Below are 16,463 nucleotides of genomic sequence, written 5' to 3'. Positions count from 1 at the left end.
CTTGGAGGCAGACGGTCAGGCGCCGCCGGGCGATACCGGCAGGACGGCGAGTTTGGCCGCGGCGGCATCGCGCAGCCGCAGCAAGGGTTCGATATAGGCGGCTTGCGGGTCGTCGCGCCGCCGGAACAACAAGGTGCTGACGCTGACGCCGGCGACGGGCCGCCCGGCCGCGTCGCACAAGGCCACGCCATAGCAGACGATGCCGGGCTCGTTTTCCTCGTCGTCGGTGGCGTAGCCGCGCGTGGCGGCCAGGTCCAGCAGGGCGCGGAGTTCGGGCAGGCTGGTCACGGTGCCGGGCATGCGGGCGGTCAGGGGCAGATCGTGCAGCAGGCGCTCGCGCGCGGCGGCGTCCAGCGCCGCCAGGTAGGCCTTGCCGACGGCGCTGGAGTGCAGCGCCACGGAGGCCCCGACGCGCGAGGCCATACGCACCGGGCCGGGGCTTTCCAGCTTGTCGATATAGGTCATTTCCAGCCCGGCAGGCACGGCCAGGTGCACGGTTTCGCCGGTTTCGTCGCGCAGCGCCTGCAGGTCGGGCGCCAGCGCCGCGCGCAGGTCGAACTGCGACCAGGCCCGGCTGGCCAGCGACATCAGGCGCGGCCCCAGGCGGTAGGCGCCGCCAGTTTCGGCCACCATGCCCTGCTCGGCCAGGGCGGCGACGATGCGGTAAACCGTGGGCCGGGGATAGCCGCAGCTGCGCGCCAGCGACGCGGCCGTGGGCGGTTGGGGCGCATCCGCCACCGCCTGCAGCACCGTCATGAACTTGGCGAACGCCGCGGCGCCCGGGACCTTGGTTTCCAGCAAGTATGTCTCCAACTAAGGGCGGCAAGCCTTTAGCAATGAATCAGCAGAATGTGCAAGCCGAACAGCGCGAATGTCAGACGAATCTGCGATACTGTTTATTTGTACAGCTAGTGAGCACCAAGGCTGTCCATATGTTGGACACATGACTCACAATATAGTCAATTATTCCATATCGCCGCGCTCGGAACCAGCGATGGGTTGTCGCTCGGGCAGGCCTCTCCCCTCAGGCTACGATACCGTCCATGAGCTCCCAAATTCGCATCGTTGGCGCCCGCCAGAACAATCTCAAGAACCTGGACCTGACCATCGCCACCGGCGAACTGGTCGTCGTGACCGGCGTGTCGGGGTCCGGCAAAAGTTCGCTGGCCTTTGACACTCTGTACGCCGAGGGCCAGCGGCGTTATGTGGAAACCTTTTCGCCCTATGCGCGCCAGTTCCTGGACCGCATGGACAAGCCGCAGGTGGACCGCATCGAGGGCATCCTGCCCGCCATCGCCATCGACCAGACCAACCCGGTGCGCAGTTCGCGCAGCACGGTCGGCACGATGACGGAACTGAACGACCATCTGAAGCTGCTGTTCGCGCGCGGCGCCAAGCTGTATTGCCGCGGCTGCGGCAAGGTGGTGCGGCGCGACACGCCGGATTCCGTCTACCACTCGCTGGCCGAGCGCGCCGCCGCCGCGGGCGACCCGCGGCTGGTGGTGACATTCCCCATCGCCGTCCCCTCCAACTTCACCGAAGAAGAGGTGCGCGGCTTCCTGGAGCAACAGGGCTACACCCGCGTGCACGCCGAGGAAACCGCGGCGCCGCGCGCGGCCGCCCCGGCCAAGGGCGCCAAGAAGTCCAAGGCCGCGAAGGGCAGCACCGAATCGCGCCGCATCCTGCACGTGATCCAGGACCGCTTCCGCTTCGCCGGCACCGAGCGCGAACGCGTGATGGAAGCGCTGGACACCGCGCTGCGCATGGGCGCCGGCCACCTCGCGGTCTATGTGATGGACGCCGAAGGCGGCAACGCCCACATCTGGAAGTACAGCGACCGCCTGCATTGCGCCGATTGCGACATCGAATACACCGATCCCCTGCCCAGCAGCTTCTCGTTCAACTCGCCCCTGGGCGCGTGCGAAGCCTGCCGCGGCTTCGGCCGCGTGATCGGCATCGACTTCGGCCTGGTCATCCCGGATGAAAACAAGACCCTGCTGGAAGGCGCCATCAAGCCCTGGACCACGCCGTCGTACAAGGAATGCCAGGACGAACTGCAAAAGTACGCGCCCAAGGCCGGCATCCCGCTAGGCGTGCCATGGAAGAGCATGAGCGAGGAGCACAAGCGCTGGGTGCTCTACGGCACGCCCGACTGGAAGGGCGGCAACGACGCCTGGAAGCACCAGTGGTACGGCGTGCAGCGCTTTTTCGACTGGCTGGAAACCAAGGCCTACAAGATGCACGTGCGCGTGCTGCTGTCGAAGTACCGCAGCTACACGCCCTGCCCCACCTGCAACGGCGCGCGGCTCAAGCCCGATGCGCTGCTCTGGCGCCTGGGCACCAAGGAAGAAGCCGACACCGTGCTGCCGCCGGCAGACGGCCGCTACAAGCGTTTCATGCCCGTGGGCGCCAACTGGAGCCGCGAGCAGCTCGAAGGCCTGGGCGGCCTGTCCATCCATGACGTGATGCTGCTGCCCATCGAACGCGTGCGGATCTTCTTCGACACGCTGTCGTTCTCGGGCGCGCTGGACGCCGCCACCGACCTGCTCATGACCGAAGTGCGCGCGCGGCTCAAGTTCCTGTGCGACGTGGGCCTGGGCTATCTGACGCTGGACCGCCAGAGCCGCACGCTGTCGGGCGGCGAAGTGCAGCGCATCAACCTGACCACGGCGCTGGGCACCTCGCTGGTGAACACGCTGTTCGTGCTGGACGAGCCGTCCATCGGCCTGCACCCGCGCGACATGCACCGCGTCGTCGAAGTCATGCACCGCCTGCGCAACGCCGGCAACACGCTGGTGGTGGTCGAGCACGATCCGCAGGTCATGGTGGCCGCGGACCGCATCATCGACATCGGACCCGGCCCCGGCGAACGCGGCGGCCAGATCGTCTTCGACGGCACGCCGGCCCAGCTGCGCGCGGCGCGCACGCTGACAGGCGACTACCTGGGCGGCCGCCAGCGCGTGGAAGCGCCGCGGCCCATGCCGGTGGCGGCGAACACGCCGCGCCTGCTGCTGGAAGGCGTCAGCGCGCACAACCTGAAGAACGTCTCGGTCGAACTGCCGCTGGGCCGCCTGGTGTGCGTGACCGGCGTGTCCGGTTCGGGCAAGTCCACGCTGGTGCAGGACGTGCTCTACCCCGCCCTGCTGAAGCAGAAAGGCAAGCCCTCGGAAGCGCCCGGCGCCTTCGACCGCCTGCTGGGCGCGGAGCAGATCGCCGACGTGGTCATGGTGGACCAGACCCCCATCGGCAAGACGGCCCGCTCCAACCCCGCCAGCTACGTGGGCGCGTTCGACGCGATCCGCAAGCTGTTCGCCCAAGCCCCGCTGGCACGCGAGCGCGCCTACACCGCAGGCACCTTCAGCTTCAACGGCGGCGACGGCCGCTGCCCCACTTGCGGCGGCACCGGCTTCGAGCACGTGGAGATGCAGTTCCTGTCCGACGTGTACCTGCGCTGCCCGGACTGCGACGGCAAGCGCTTCCGCCCCGAAGTGCTGGAGGTGCGCGTCGAACACCTGGGCAAGAGCGCGTCGATCGACGAAGTGCTGGAGATGACCGTCAGCGAGGCGCTGGACTTCTTCAAGGGCCTGCGCGACGTGCAGACCGGTCTTGCGCCGCTGGCCGACGTGGGCCTGGAATACGTGCGGCTGGGCCAGCCCGTGCCCACCCTGTCTGGCGGCGAGGCGCAGCGCCTGAAGCTGGCCGGCCACCTGGCCGAAGCGGCGCGCAGCGGCATCTCGACCGCCAAGGTCGCCAAGAAGGGCAGCCTGTTCCTGTTCGACGAACCCACCACCGGCCTGCACTTCGACGACGTGGCGCGGCTGATGCGCGCCTTCCGCAAGCTGCTGGCCGCCGGCCACACCTTGCTGGTAATCGAGCACAACCTGGACGTGATCCGCGCGGCCGACTGGCTGATCGACCTGGGCCCCGAAGGCGGCGACGCCGGCGGCCTGGTCATCGGCACCGGCACGCCGCAGGACCTGATGGACAACCCCAAGTCGCACACCGGCGCCGCCCTGCGCGACTACGAGGTCAGCATCCTGCCGGCCGACGTGGTCGTGAGCAGCGACGCCGATGCGCAGGAGGTCGAACAGGCCGGGCTGACGGCCCGCATCGCCGAGCCGGGCGAAGCCTACGCCGCGGACGTGGGCCGCCCGCTGCAGTCCCTCATGCGCGAACGCCGCCAAGCCAATATGGCGATCGAGATCCGCAACGCCCGCGAGCACAACCTGAAGAACGTCAGCGTGGAGATTCCGCGCGACAAGTTCACCGTCATCACCGGCGTGTCCGGTTCCGGCAAGTCCACGCTGGCCTTCGACATCCTGTTCAACGAAGGGCAGCGCCGCTATCTGGAATCGCTCAACGCCTATGCCCGCGCCATCGTGCAGCCGGCCGGCAAGCCGGACGTGGACGCCATCTTCGGCATCCCGCCCACGGTCGCCATCGAACAGCGCACCAGCCGCGGCGGACGCAAGTCCACCGTGGCCACGATGACCGAAATCCATCACTTCCTGCGCCTGCTGTACGTCAAGCTGGGCACGCAGTACTGCCCCGACTGCAACGTGGCGGTGGAACCGCAGAACACGGACCAGATCGTGGCGCGCCTGCTGCGCGAGCACAGGGGCGTGCACATCGGCCTGCTGGCGCCGCTGGTCACGGCCCGCAAGGGCTACTACACGGACCTGGCCAAATGGGCCGGATCCAAGGGCCACTCGCACTTGCGCGTGGACGGCGAGTTCATTCCCGTTACCCCCTGGCCGCGCCTGGACCGCTACAAGGAACACACCATCGAACTGCCGGTAGCAGACGTGGTGGTGGACCCCGCCAATGAGGCCGAGCTGCGCGCCGCGGTCAAGAGCGCACTTGAGAACGGCCAAGGCGTCATGTCGGTGGTCTGGCCGGTGAACAAGCTGCACGAGGCGCTGGACAGCGACCTGCAGCAGCAACACTTCTCGGTCAAGCGCGCCTGCCCGTCCTGCGGCACCAGCTTCCCCGAGCCGGATCCGCGCCTGTTCTCGTACAACTCCAAGCATGGCTGGTGCACCGGCTGCTTCGGCACGGGCCTGCAACTGCAAGGCTTCGACGAAGAGCAGACCGGCGAGGAAACCGCCTGGAACGCCTGGTACGAAGGCGAGGCCAAAGCCTGCACGCAATGCGACGGAGAGCGCCTGAACCGGGTGGCCCGCGCCGTGCGCTGGCGCGACAAGTCCATCGCCGAACTGGCCTCGCTGCCGGTGTCGGACGCGCATACCTTCTTCACGGGGTTGGTCGCGCGCGGCCGCGAAGGCGAGATCGCCCGCGACATCCTCACGGAAATCCGCGGACGCCTGAACTTCATGCAAGAAGTGGGGCTGAACTACCTGGCGCTGGACCGGGCCGCGCCCACGCTGTCCGGCGGCGAGGCTCAGCGCATCCGCCTGGCCGCGCAGCTGGGCTCCAATCTGCAGGGCGTCTGCTACGTGCTGGACGAGCCCACCATCGGCCTGCACCCGCGCGACAACCGCATCCTGCTGGACGCGCTGGCGCGCCTGGAAGGCAACGGCAATACGCTGGTGGTGGTGGAACACGACGACGACACCATCCGCCGCGCCTCGCACATCATCGACATCGGCCCGGGTGCGGGCATCCGCGGCGGCCGCGTAGTGGCCCAGGGCAGCGCGCAGGATCTGATCGACGCGCCCGAATCGGTCACCGGCCGCTATCTGGCCAAACCCTTGCAGCATCCGCTGCAAGGCCGCCGGCCGGTCGAGGCCGACACGCCCATGATCGAGATCAAGGGCGCCCGCCTGCACAATCTGCGCAGCGTGGACGCGAAGATTCCAGTGGGCCGCCTGAGCGTGGTGACCGGCGTGTCGGGCTCGGGCAAGTCCACGCTGGCGCGCGAAGTGCTGCTGGACAACTTGATGCAGGCCGTCTCGCAAGGCAAGTCGCCGGGCTGGGCGGGCTGCGACAGCATCAAGGGCTGGGAAGCCATCGACCGTGTGCTGGAAGTGGACCAGACGCCCATCGGCAAGACGCCACGCTCCTGCCCGGCCACCTACGTGGGCTTCTGGGACGACGTGCGCAAGCAGTTCGCCGACACCCGTGAAGCGCGCATGCGCGGCTGGACGGCGGCGCGCTTCTCGTTCAACACCGGCGACGGCCGCTGCCCGATCTGCGAAGGCCAGGGCATGCGCACCATCGAGATGAACTTCCTGCCGGACGTGAAGGTGCCTTGCGACGCCTGCAACGGCGCGCGCTTCAACCACGACACGCTCAGCACACAGATGCGCGGCAAGAATGCCGGCGAGCTGCTGTCCATGGAAGTGGACGACGCCATCGGCTACTTCGCGGCGCATCCCAAGATCCACCGCCCGCTGCAGCTGATGCAGGACGTGGGCCTGGGCTACCTGACGCTGGGACAGCCCTCGCCCACGCTGTCGGGCGGCGAAGCGCAGCGCATCAAGCTGGTGACCGAGCTGTCCAAGGCCCGCCTGACCGACGGCCTGATCAAGACCGGCCGCGCCTCGCGCATCCCGCACACGCTCTACGTGCTGGACGAGCCCACCGTGGGCCTGTCGATGGCCGACGTGGAGAAGCTGATCCACGTGCTGCACCGCCTGGTGGAAGCCGGCAATACCGTGGTGGTGATCGAGCACAACCTGGACGTGATCGCCGAGGCCGACTGGCTGCTGGACCTGGGCCCCGAAGGCGGCACGGGCGGCGGCAAGCTGGTGGGCGAAGGCTCGCCCGAACACGTCATGACCCTGAGCGACCACTCCCATACCGGACGGGTCCTGAAGGAATTCCTGGCACATCAACAGCAGTAAGAAGCATGCAATGTCGTTTTGAAGACCGGCTGGCCGGCCGCGCGCTGCGGTTCGAGGGCTTGTGCTCGCGGATCGAGGCGCGCTGCGCCGCCGAGGTCGCCCCCGCCCTGGCCGCCATCGAGGCGCAGCGGCGGCAGGGCCGCTGGATCGCCCTCTTGCTGGATTACGAACTGGGCGAATGGCTGCTGCCCGAGGCCGCCATGGCGCCGCCCGCCGGCCCCTGGACGCCGCCGCGCGATGACGGCAATCCACGCCTGACGGCGCTGGTGTTCGAACGCAAGCAGGACGAAGCGCCCTGGGACGCGCCGCAATCCGGCAGTGCGCCCGCCGCCCTCAGCCTGCCCGCGCCGCGCATGACCGAGGCCGACTACGTGCGCCAGATCGACGCCATCCGCGGCCTGATCGGCGACGGCGAGCTGTATCAGGTGAACTACACCCAGCCGCTGGACCTGCAGTTCCAGGGCGACGCAGCCATGCTGTACCGGCGCATCGCGGCCCGCAACCCGGTGGCGCACGGCGCCTACATCGAAGATGGCGAGCGCACGGTACTGTCGTTTTCGCCCGAACTGTTCGTGCGCCGCGACGGCCCGCGCCTGACCACGCGGCCGATGAAAGGCACGGCCCCGCGCCACGCCGATCCGGCCGAGGACGAACGGCTGGGCCAGGCGCTGCTCGCCAGCGAAAAGAACCGCGCCGAAAACCTGATGATCGTGGACCTGCTGCGCAACGACCTGGGCCGGCTGGCCGAGCCGGGCTCGGTGCGGGTCGACGCCCTATTCTCGCTGGAGCGCTACCCCACGGTCTGGACCATGACCTCCACAGTATCGGCGCTGGCGCCGCGGGCTACGCTTGCAGACGTGCTGCGCGCGCTGTTTCCCTGCGGCTCCATCACCGGCGCCCCCAAGGTGGCGGCCATGCGCCGCATCCGCCAGATGGAGACGGCGCCGCGCGGCCTGTATTGCGGCAGCATCGGCTGGCTGGCGCCCGACGGCGACTTCTCGCTGAACGTCGCGATCCGCACCTTGGTGCTGGACCAGGCCGGACATGGGATCTACAGCGTGGGCGGCGGAATCGTGCACGATTCCGACCCGGCCGAAGAATGGCAGGAATGCCATTGGAAAGCCCGAATCCTGCGGACCTGAAGCCGCCTGCCCTGGCGCCCGCGCCACCGGCGCGGACATCGGTAGTAGGATAGAGCGCGCCCGCGGCATCTACACACCAGGAGACTCCCATGCAACCCGAACTGATCGAGACCATCCTGGTCGATGCCGAACGCCGCGTGCCGCTGCTGGCGCGCCACCTCAAGCGCCTGGAAACCTCCTGCAAGGCCCTGGGCTATGGCTGGGGCGGCCGGGCCGTCGAGGCCGACATCATGATCACCGCGCTGGGCCTGTCCACCCCCGGGCCGTACCGGCTGCGCCTGCTGGTGGCGCGCGACGGCAGCCGCAACATCCAGACCGCGCCGCTGCCACCCCTGCCGGCCGTGCAGGAAGCCATGCTGGCGCCCGAAGCGCTGCGCTCTTCCGAGCCGCTGCTGCGCTACAAGACCACCTACCGCCCCTGGTACACCAAGACCATCGAATGGCTGCCCTCGCATCCTCACATCTTCGACCTGCTGTATCTGAACGAACGCGGTGAACTCTGCGAAGGCAGCCGCAGCAACGTCTATCTGCGCCTGGACGGCGACTGGTACACGCCGCCCGTGGACAGCGGCTGCCTGCCGGGCGTGCAGCGCGCCGAACTGCTGGAAACGGGCCAGGTGGAGGAACGCGTGCTGACCCTGGCCGACCTGCACGCCGCCGAGGAAATCCGCCTCTCCAACGCGCTGCGCGGCTGGCTTCCCGTCACGCTGCGCGAGGCTTAGTCCGCGAACTCGTCGACCACCACCTGCCGCAGCCACTGGTTGGCCGGCTCGCGGTGGTTGCGGGCGTGCCAGAACACATTGATGACCGACTCCGGGATCTTCACCGGACAGGGCGCGGTCGCCAGGCCGAACGGGCCGCAGGCGCAGTCGGCAAAACGCTGCGGCACCACGGCGATCATGTCGGTGGCGGCCAGCACCGGCCCCACCGCGATGAAGTGCGGCACCGTCAGGCGCAGGCGCCGGCGGATGCCGGCCTGCCCTATCACCTGATCCACCACGCCGTGACCCGTGCCTTCCGATGCGATGGCCACGTGCTCGGCCGCACGGAACTGGCGGGCCGATACGCCGGTGCGCGCCAGGGGATGATCGCGACGAAAGATGCACACATAGGGCTGGCGGAACAGCAGGCGCTGGAAGAAGCCGCTATTCAGGTCGGGCAGGAAGCCCATGGCCAAGTCGATGCGGCCGCGCTCCATTTCGTCCTTTACGTCGATCGAGGTGGTGCGCACGGTGCGCACCGTGACATTCGGCGCGGCGCGGTCCAGCGCGCGCATCAACCGCGGCAGGAAGTAGCTTTCGCCCACGTCGTTCACGCCGATCACAAAGGCGCGTCCGCTGTGCGCCGGGTCGAACGCAGCGCGGGCGTTCAGGGTGCTGTGCAGCGCTTCCAACGCGGCGGCGATGGGCTGCGCCAGGTCCTGCGCATAGGGCGTGGGCACCATGCCGCGCGAGGTCCGCAGGAACAACTCGTCGCCCAGCAGCTTGCGCAGCCGGCCCAGCGCATTGCTGACGCCGGGTTGCGAGATGCCCAGGCTCTCGGCCACGGCGGACACCCGGCCGTGCTTCCATAGTTCATTGAAGACCACCAGCAGGTTCAGGTCCACGTCTTGCAGGTTCATCGGCTTGTCTCCACCAATATTGATTCTGGTGATTTATCTCATCATGCAGATTCTATTTATTTATTTCACAGCCTGCCCGATGATGCAACAAACGCCAGCGCCCATGCCGCGCCGGCTCTGCCGGACCGCCCCCGCGGTCCGCCGAACCAAGGAGACTGCCATGCGTGCCTGTACGCTGCCCGCCGCCGCGCCCTGTCGCCGGAGCGGATCATGAATGCCCCCGAGCAACCGATCGAATTCGCCCCGCGCTGGCAAACCGACGGATCCCACCGCATCCCCTTCGGCGTCTACACCGACGCCGCCCTGCACCAGCGGGAAATGGAGCGGTTCTTCTATCGCGCGCACTGGAGCTATGTGGGCCTGGAAGCCGAGATCCCCAACCCGGGCGATTTCAAGCGCACGGCCGTGGGCGAACGCTCGGTCATCCTGCTGCGCGACAACGACGGCCAGGTGCGCGTGGTGGAGAACGTGTGCGCCCACCGCGGCGTGCAGTTCTGCCGCGAGCGTTCCGGCAACCGCAGCGAATTCGTCTGTCCGTACCACCAGTGGAACTACGACCTGCAGGGCAACCTGATCGGCGTGCCGTTCCGCCGCGGCGTCAAGCAGGACGGCAAGGTCAATGGCGGCATGCCGCCCGACTTCAAGCCGGAAGAGCACGGCCTGACCAAGCTGGCCGTGGCCTGCCGCAACGGCGTGGTGTTCGCCTCGTTCGACCACGACGTGGAGCCGCTGGAGGACTATCTGGGTCCGGACATCCTGCATTACTTCGACCGCGTCTTCGATGGCCGCGAACTGGTGATCCATGGCTACAGCCGCCAGCGCATCCCGGGCAACTGGAAGCTGATGCAGGAGAACATCAAGGATCCTTATCATCCTGGCCTGCTGCACACCTGGTTCGTCACCTTCGGCCTGTGGCGGGCGGACAACCGCTCCGAGTTGAAGATGGACCAGCACTTGCGCCACGCCGCCATGATCTCGACGCGCGGCCAGGGCGGCAAGGGCAGCGTGACCAGCGGCGTGTCCAGCTTCAAGGAACAGATGTCGCTGAACGACGACCGCTTCCTGGACATCGTGCCGGAACCCTGGTGGAACGGCCCCACCGCCGTGCTGATGACGCTGTTTCCCAGCGTCATCATCCAACAGCAGGTGAACTCGCTGTCCACGCGCCACATCCAGCCGGTGGGCCACGACGCCTTCGACTTCGTCTGGACGCATTTCGGCTTCGCCGAGGACGCGCCCGAGATGACGCGCCGCCGCCTGCGCCAGGCCAATCTGTTCGGCCCGGCGGGCTTCGTGTCGGCGGACGATGGCGAGGTCATCGAATTCTCGCAATCGGGCTTTGAACAAAAGCCCTGGCACCGCAGCGTGGCGGAACTGGGCGGCAAGACCGCCGAGAACACCGACCACATGGTCACGGAAACGCTGATCCGCGGCATGTACGCGTATTGGCGGCGGGTCATGGAGGCCTGACGATGCTGGACTTTTCCCTCTACTACCAACTGACCTGCCTGTACAACGACTACGCCGCCGCGCTGGACGCGGAGGAATGGGAGAAGTGGCCCGAGTTCTTCCTGGAGGACTGCGTGTACAAGGTGCTGCCGCGCGAGAACCACGAGCGCGGCTATCCGCTGGCAACCATGGCGTTCGAAAGCCGCGGCATGCTGAAGGACCGCATCTACGGCGCCACCGACACCATTTTCCACGATCCCTACTACCAGCGCCACGTGGTCGGCGCGCCGCGCGTGCTGTCGGTGCAGGGCGACCGGATCGAGTCCGAGGCCAACTACGCCGTGTTCCGCACCAAGCCCAGCCAGCTGACCACGGTGTTCAACGTGGGCCGTTACCTGGACGTGGTTCGGCGCGGCCCGGACGGGCTCAAGTTCGAATCGCGGTTGTGCATCTTCGACAGCGAGCTGGTGCCGAATTCGCTTATCTATCCCATCTGACCAAGGACATGACAGCTATGAGCACGCAATGGATCAAGGCCATCGCGCGGGATGAAGTGCCTGAGGAAGACGTCATCGCCGTGCAGGCCGGCGGCCGCGAAATCGCGCTGTATGGCGTGGACGGCGAGGTCTACGCCACCGCCAACCTCTGTACGCACGGCAATGCGCGGCTGTGCGATGGCTTCCTGATGGGCCATGAAATCGAATGCCCGCTGCATCAGGGACGCTTCGACGTGCGCGATGGACGCGCGCTCTGTTCGCCGCTGCGCGAGAACATTGCCACTTATCCGGTCAGGATCGAGGACGGCGTGGTGTTCGTGGCGTTGTAGGGCAGCGGTTCAGACGGCCAGGCGCAGGGCTTCGTTGGCTGCCGCCATGCCCATGGCGGCCGTGACGGTCACGACCGAGCCATAACCGGCGCAGGACAGGCCTTGCGGCGCCAGGGCCTGGCCCGAGGCGCCCATGTCGTCCTCGCCTTCGGTGGGGCGGGTCCAGGCGTCGGGCAGGATGGCGGGCTGGTCGAACCACAGGGCGTGGATGCCCATCTTCGGCACGCGCTTCAAGGCTTTGCCATTCTGGTCGGAGGCCCGCGGAAAACCATGTTCGCGGCGCAGTTTGTTGCGCAGCTTGGACAGCAGGGCGTCGTTGACCGCGGCGGACAGGTCGCCGGCGCGCAGGGCTAGCGGATCGGTCTTGCCGCCGGCGCCGCCGCATAACAGCATGGGCACGCCGATTTCGCGCGCATGCAGGATCATCGCGATCTTGGCCACGGCCTGGTCGGTGCAGTCGATGATGACGGAGTACGGGCCGGGCAGGACCTCGGCGACGTTCTCGGGCGAAACAAAGTCATCCACCCGCGTCAGCCGGCATTCCGGATTGATCGCCAGCACGCGCTCGGCCATGGCATCGACCTTGGACTGGCCGAGCGTCTCGGTCAGCGCGTGGATCTGGCGGTTGACGTTGGATTCGGCGATATGGTCCAGGTCGATGAGCGTCAGCGCACCTACCCCGCAGCGCGCCAGGGCTTCGACGGTCCAGGAACCTACGCCGCCCAGGCCTGCTATTGCCACGTGGGCGTTACGCAGGCGGGTCGGGGCTTCGGGGCCGTACAGGCGGGAAAGGCTGCCGAAGCGGCGGTCGAGGTCGGCTTGGGATTCTGGGGTGTTCATGGGGACGTATTTTATTGCAGGCGGACGGTCGGGTTCTTAAGACGCCTGGCACGGCGGCGCCCTGGGTGGCGCGGGGCAACGATTGCGGTCCGGAGCCTTCGCTCCGGACTGCCCCGTCGTCATCTTCGTCAAGGCCTGCGGCCTTTCCTTCAGATTCCCTCGGGCTTATCGACGCCCCGCGCCACCCAGGGCGCCGCCGCGCCAGGCTCCGCTTTTGAATCTTGCCGGCCGCTGGGGCGGGCGGTGTTCTTGGCATTCTTCTCCCCGGTTGGGGAGAGAAAAAGATCTTGCAGGGACGCCAAAGACGGCCGCGCGGGCGGCCTGCTTTGGCATATGGGTGTTGTGCGGGTGTCTTTGGAGATGTGGGGGGGTGCTACGGGCGGGCCTGGCATTCGAAGCAGATGGGGCCAAGTGATGGCTTAGCGTCCGCGATATTGCGGCGCCCGCTTCTCTTGAAATGCGCGTCGCCCCTCGATGCGGTCTTGCGTGTCCCGCAGCACGCCGAAGGCGTAGCGTTCAAGTTCGATCGCGCCATCGAGCGGCATTTCCATGCCTTCCCGGACCAATCGCTTGACGGCTCGAACGGCGAGCGGCGCGTTCGATGCAATACGGCGGGCTATGGCCTGAGCCATGGGCAGAAGGTCCTCGGCCGGGGCGATACGACTGACCAGTCCTATTCTCAGCGCTTCGTCGGCGTCGATGCGGTCACCGGTAAGTAGCAGGAGCATTGCGCTGGATAATCCGATGGCCCGTGGCAGACGCTGCGTTCCGCCGCCGCTGGGTATGCTGCCGATGCGGACTTCGGACAATCCGAAGCTGGCGTCTCTTGAAGCGATGCGGATGTCGCAAGCGAGCGCGAGCTCCAGCCCTCCTCCAATCGCATGGCCGTTGATGGCGCAGATGATCGGCTGTGCGATTTTCATGGCGGCAATGATGGAGTCGGATTGATTGCGGCCGAAAGTCAGCTCCGCGAAGCTTTCTTTTGGGGGCATGGTCTTCTTCAGATCGGAGCCCGTGCTGAAAGCCTTGTCGCCAGCCCCGGTCAAGATCACCACACGGATCGTGTCATCGTTGGAGATGTCTGCCAATGCCGTGCGGAGCTCTGCCCGCGTCTCGGGGTCTATGGCGTTCATCGCCTCCGGGCGATCAAGCGTGATGGTTGCGACGCCGTCGTCCACATGGGTATGTACTGTCATGATGCATCCTCTGTTCCTGGCCTGGACGGCAGCCGCTTTCCAATGCAATTCGCGGCGTAGGCCGGCGCCTTCCGTGCCGGATTCATCGCAGCGCTCCGATGCCGCGCAATTCGGCAATCCTGGCGTCGCTCAGCCTGAGCCGCTCTTTCAAGACCTGGTCTGTGTGCTGTCCCAGCAAAGGCGCTGGAGACCTCGCATCACCAGGCGTCCGGGAAAGCTTCATGGGCGGCGCGCTGTAGACGGACACGCCCATCTCAAGATGATCCAGCCAGCGCCAATGGCCGCGATGCGCGAGTTGGGGGTCGTTGCGTAGAACGTCCGCCGCGTCTTGGACCAGTCCGGCATGTACCCCTTGCGCCTGCGCTCGTTCCATCAGGGCGTGGCCGGCCTCGCCTCTGGTCAGGCGGGCGATGTCCTGGTCCAGTTGGGAACGATGGCGCAGGCGCAGGCCAGGCGTCCCGTAGTCGGCGTTTTGCAGCGCGACGGGGTTGCCCAGCGCGGTCTGTAGTCCATGCCACTGGCGATCGTTCTTGGCGGACAAGGCGATCCAGCGATCTTTTCCCGCGCATGGATAGACTCCGTGCGGAGAAAACGGCTCGTGCAGATTGCCGCGTGCAGCCGCGACCCGGCCATTGGCGGAGTATTCGGCGACCGCGGTGCCAAGAAGCGCGATCGTGGGTTCGATCTGCGCGAGGTCGATGTACTGTCCCTGGCCTGTGCGGCGGCGATGGCGCAATGCCGATAGCACGGCGACGGCGGCGTGTGTGGGGTTGGGAATATGGTCGGGAAAGTTGGTGCCGGTTCCCGCGGGCGGACGGCCGGGCAGGCCGCACAAGTGCTGCAGGCCGGTTAGCGCCCCCATGGTCAGGCCGTAACCCAGGTAGCTGGCCTGCGGCCCTTCATCGCCCTGCATCGACATTGCCAGGTAAATGATGGATGGGTTGCAGTCGCGTACCGCGGAGTATCCCAGGCCCAAACGGTCCATGGCGCCAGGGGTGAAGTTGTTGGCGACGACATCGGCGCCCTTGATCAGCTCCAGCACCACCGACAAGGCCTCTGGAGACTTGAGGTTCAAGGTGATGCTGCGCTTGCTGGAGTTGCGGTCGGCGAAGTAGCCGCTGCGATTCACGCCCGGCAGGCCGTCCTTGAATGGTTTGGCTTGCCGCAACGAGTCCAGGCGATCGGCGCTCTCGATCTTGATGACATCGGCGCCGAAATCCGCAAACAGCTTGGTGGTGAAGGAGCCCGCGCCTATCCAGGTGAAATCGATGATGGTGATGCCGCTCAGCGGCCCCGCTGATTTGCTATCGCTCATCACGCAGTGACCCCCGAAAGCAGCAAGATTTCCTGGTCCATGAATTCAATTCCAAGTTCACTCAAGATCGATGCCGTGTGTTCTCCGAGGCGGGGAGCTGGAGCGCCCAGCTGCCACGGCGTTTCAGTCAGGCGATAGGGAGCGCCAGGCACGGCGAAGGACGCGCCCGTGTACGGGTGTGCCGTCATCTGGAAGAAATGCCGATGCCGGAGTTGCGGATTGACCAAGAGGTCCGCGCTGGTGCTGACCGGGCAAATGGGAATTCGTCTCTGCTGCCCGTCCGCGTACAGTTCCGCCTTTGTTCTGGTGGCGGCGTACGGCAGGAAGATTTGCTCGAATTTTTCCTTGGCGCCGTCACTCGCAAGAAACTCGGGATCCTGCCACTGGGGCTCCAGCAGCGAGGCAGCGCCGGGAGCGCCGGCATCCATGAGCCATTTGGCCGTGGCGGCCCAAAAACGATTGGCGGCGATTCCGCCCGCCATCAGGTAGACCATGCCGTCGCGGCACGAAAATACGCCGGTGCCCGCCTGGCGTTGCTGGCCGCCATTCCGGCGCCGCACGGTCTCTTCAAGGTCGACGAACTGTGCCGCATTCTCCAAGGCCATCGATACGCACTCTTGTATCGACACGTCGACCAACTGTCCGCTGCCACTATGGGTTTCGCATTCCCACAGTGCGATCAAGGAACCCACCGCAGCGAATTGCGCCGCCGCCAGGTAGGCTTGCTGCCCGTATGCGGCTAGCGGTTCCGTATCGGGATAGCCGCCCAGATACAGCAATCCGCCCATAGCCAAGGTGGAGAGGTCATCGCCGGCATACGCGGCATACGGCCCTGTCAGGCCGTAAGGGCTGATGCGGGTCAGAACCAGGCTGGGGCGTACCGCGCAGAGGTCTGCATAGCCCAGATCGAAGCGCTCCAGCACGCCTACGCCCTGGTCCTCAATCATGATGTCGGCAGTCTGGGCCAGCCGCAGCGCCAGATCACGGCCTTCTGGCCGGGAGAGGTCCAGGCAGACGCTCTTCTTGCCCTGGTTGAGGTACGCGTACGACAAGCTGCGTTCCGTGTGAGGCTCATCGCCGATGAACGGCCCGTTGCGCCTGGTTGCAGACCCGGCCGGAGGCTCGACGAGGATCACTTCTGCTCCGAGTTGGGCTAACAGCTTCCCGCAGTACTGCGTCGCATGCGTGCAGAAGTCCAGGACGCGCAGCCCTTGCAAGGCCGTCTGCCTAGAAATTCTATTTTCCATATATTGGACTCATCATTAACG

12 protein-coding genes are annotated in these 16,463 nt (G+C 66.6%); 6 read left to right on the top strand and 6 right to left on the bottom strand.

Features of this window, described 5'->3' with window-relative positions; all coding sequences use genetic code 11:
- Positions 1–15 precede the first annotated feature (15 nt).
- The gene (locus AXYL_RS04705) at positions 16–801 is read right to left on the bottom strand and encodes an IclR family transcriptional regulator (protein WP_013391680.1); all 786 of its coding nucleotides are present in this window, start codon (positions 799–801) and stop codon (positions 16–18) included.
- A 242-nt stretch (positions 802–1,043) separates the two neighbouring features.
- Between AXYL_RS04705 and uvrA the strand changes: the two genes are divergently transcribed.
- The 3 genes from uvrA to AXYL_RS04690 all read left to right on the top strand — a co-directional run bounded on the left by uvrA (position 1,044) and on the right by AXYL_RS04690 (position 8,670).
- Positions 1,044–6,806: an excinuclease ABC subunit UvrA gene (gene uvrA / locus AXYL_RS04700; RefSeq protein WP_013391679.1), complete on the top strand. Its 5,763-nt coding sequence runs from the start codon at positions 1,044–1,046 to the stop codon at positions 6,804–6,806.
- A gap of 5 nt (positions 6,807–6,811) precedes the next feature.
- Positions 6,812–7,948 (top strand): aminodeoxychorismate synthase component I, encoded by a 1,137-nt coding sequence (locus tag AXYL_RS04695; RefSeq protein ID WP_013391678.1) that lies wholly within the window; start codon positions 6,812–6,814, stop codon positions 7,946–7,948.
- An 89-nt stretch (positions 7,949–8,037) separates the two neighbouring features.
- Positions 8,038–8,670 (top strand): aminotransferase class IV family protein, encoded by a 633-nt coding sequence (locus tag AXYL_RS04690; RefSeq protein WP_013391677.1) that lies wholly within the window; start codon positions 8,038–8,040, stop codon positions 8,668–8,670.
- Here the strand turns inward: AXYL_RS04690 and AXYL_RS04685 are convergent.
- Complete coding sequence (locus AXYL_RS04685; protein WP_013391676.1) at positions 8,667–9,569, bottom strand: LysR family transcriptional regulator; 903 nt, start codon at positions 9,567–9,569, stop codon at positions 8,667–8,669. The genes AXYL_RS04690 and AXYL_RS04685 overlap by 4 nt on opposite strands.
- A gap of 210 nt (positions 9,570–9,779) precedes the next feature.
- Here AXYL_RS04685 and AXYL_RS04680 point away from each other — a divergent pair, with 210 nt between their 5' ends.
- Genes AXYL_RS04680 through AXYL_RS04670 form a run of 3 tightly spaced genes read left to right on the top strand, consistent with a single transcriptional unit; the run spans position 9,780 to position 11,844 of the window.
- Positions 9,780–11,039, top strand: a complete 1,260-nt coding sequence (locus tag AXYL_RS04680; protein ID WP_013391675.1) for an aromatic ring-hydroxylating dioxygenase subunit alpha — start codon at positions 9,780–9,782, stop codon at positions 11,037–11,039.
- A gap of 2 nt (positions 11,040–11,041) precedes the next feature.
- Complete coding sequence (locus AXYL_RS04675) at positions 11,042–11,515, top strand: aromatic-ring-hydroxylating dioxygenase subunit beta (RefSeq protein WP_013391674.1); 474 nt, start codon at positions 11,042–11,044, stop codon at positions 11,513–11,515.
- Positions 11,516–11,532: 17 nt separating this feature from the next.
- A complete protein-coding gene (locus AXYL_RS04670; protein ID WP_013391673.1) occupies positions 11,533–11,844 on the top strand; it encodes a non-heme iron oxygenase ferredoxin subunit in 312 nt (103 codons plus the stop codon).
- A 9-nt stretch (positions 11,845–11,853) separates the two neighbouring features.
- Here the strand turns inward: AXYL_RS04670 and AXYL_RS04665 are convergent, their stop codons facing one another.
- The 4 genes from AXYL_RS04665 to AXYL_RS04650 all read right to left on the bottom strand — a co-directional run bounded on the left by AXYL_RS04665 (position 11,854) and on the right by AXYL_RS04650 (position 16,442).
- The gene (locus AXYL_RS04665; protein WP_013391672.1) at positions 11,854–12,684 is read right to left on the bottom strand and encodes a ThiF family adenylyltransferase; all 831 of its coding nucleotides are present in this window, start codon (positions 12,682–12,684) and stop codon (positions 11,854–11,856) included.
- 419 nt (positions 12,685–13,103) lie between these two features.
- Positions 13,104–13,880, bottom strand: coding sequence for an enoyl-CoA hydratase/isomerase family protein (locus AXYL_RS04660; RefSeq protein ID WP_013391671.1), 777 nt, complete (start codon positions 13,878–13,880; stop codon positions 13,104–13,106).
- Between the two features lie 82 nt (positions 13,881–13,962).
- Positions 13,963–15,195, bottom strand: a complete 1,233-nt coding sequence (locus tag AXYL_RS04655) for a CaiB/BaiF CoA transferase family protein (RefSeq protein ID WP_013391670.1) — start codon at positions 15,193–15,195, stop codon at positions 13,963–13,965.
- Positions 15,195–16,442, bottom strand: a complete 1,248-nt coding sequence (locus AXYL_RS04650) for a CaiB/BaiF CoA transferase family protein (RefSeq protein ID WP_013391669.1) — start codon at positions 16,440–16,442, stop codon at positions 15,195–15,197. The genes AXYL_RS04655 and AXYL_RS04650 overlap by 1 nt, the downstream gene beginning before the upstream one ends.
- Positions 16,443–16,463: the final 21 nt, after the last annotated feature.

It is taken from the genome of Achromobacter xylosoxidans A8 (genome assembly GCF_000165835.1).
In the GTDB taxonomy this organism is placed as follows: domain Bacteria; phylum Pseudomonadota; class Gammaproteobacteria; order Burkholderiales; family Burkholderiaceae_B; genus Achromobacter; species Achromobacter xylosoxidans_B.
The sequence above is the reverse complement of the archived record's forward strand: the minus strand, read 5'-3'. Positions and strand labels throughout refer to the sequence as shown.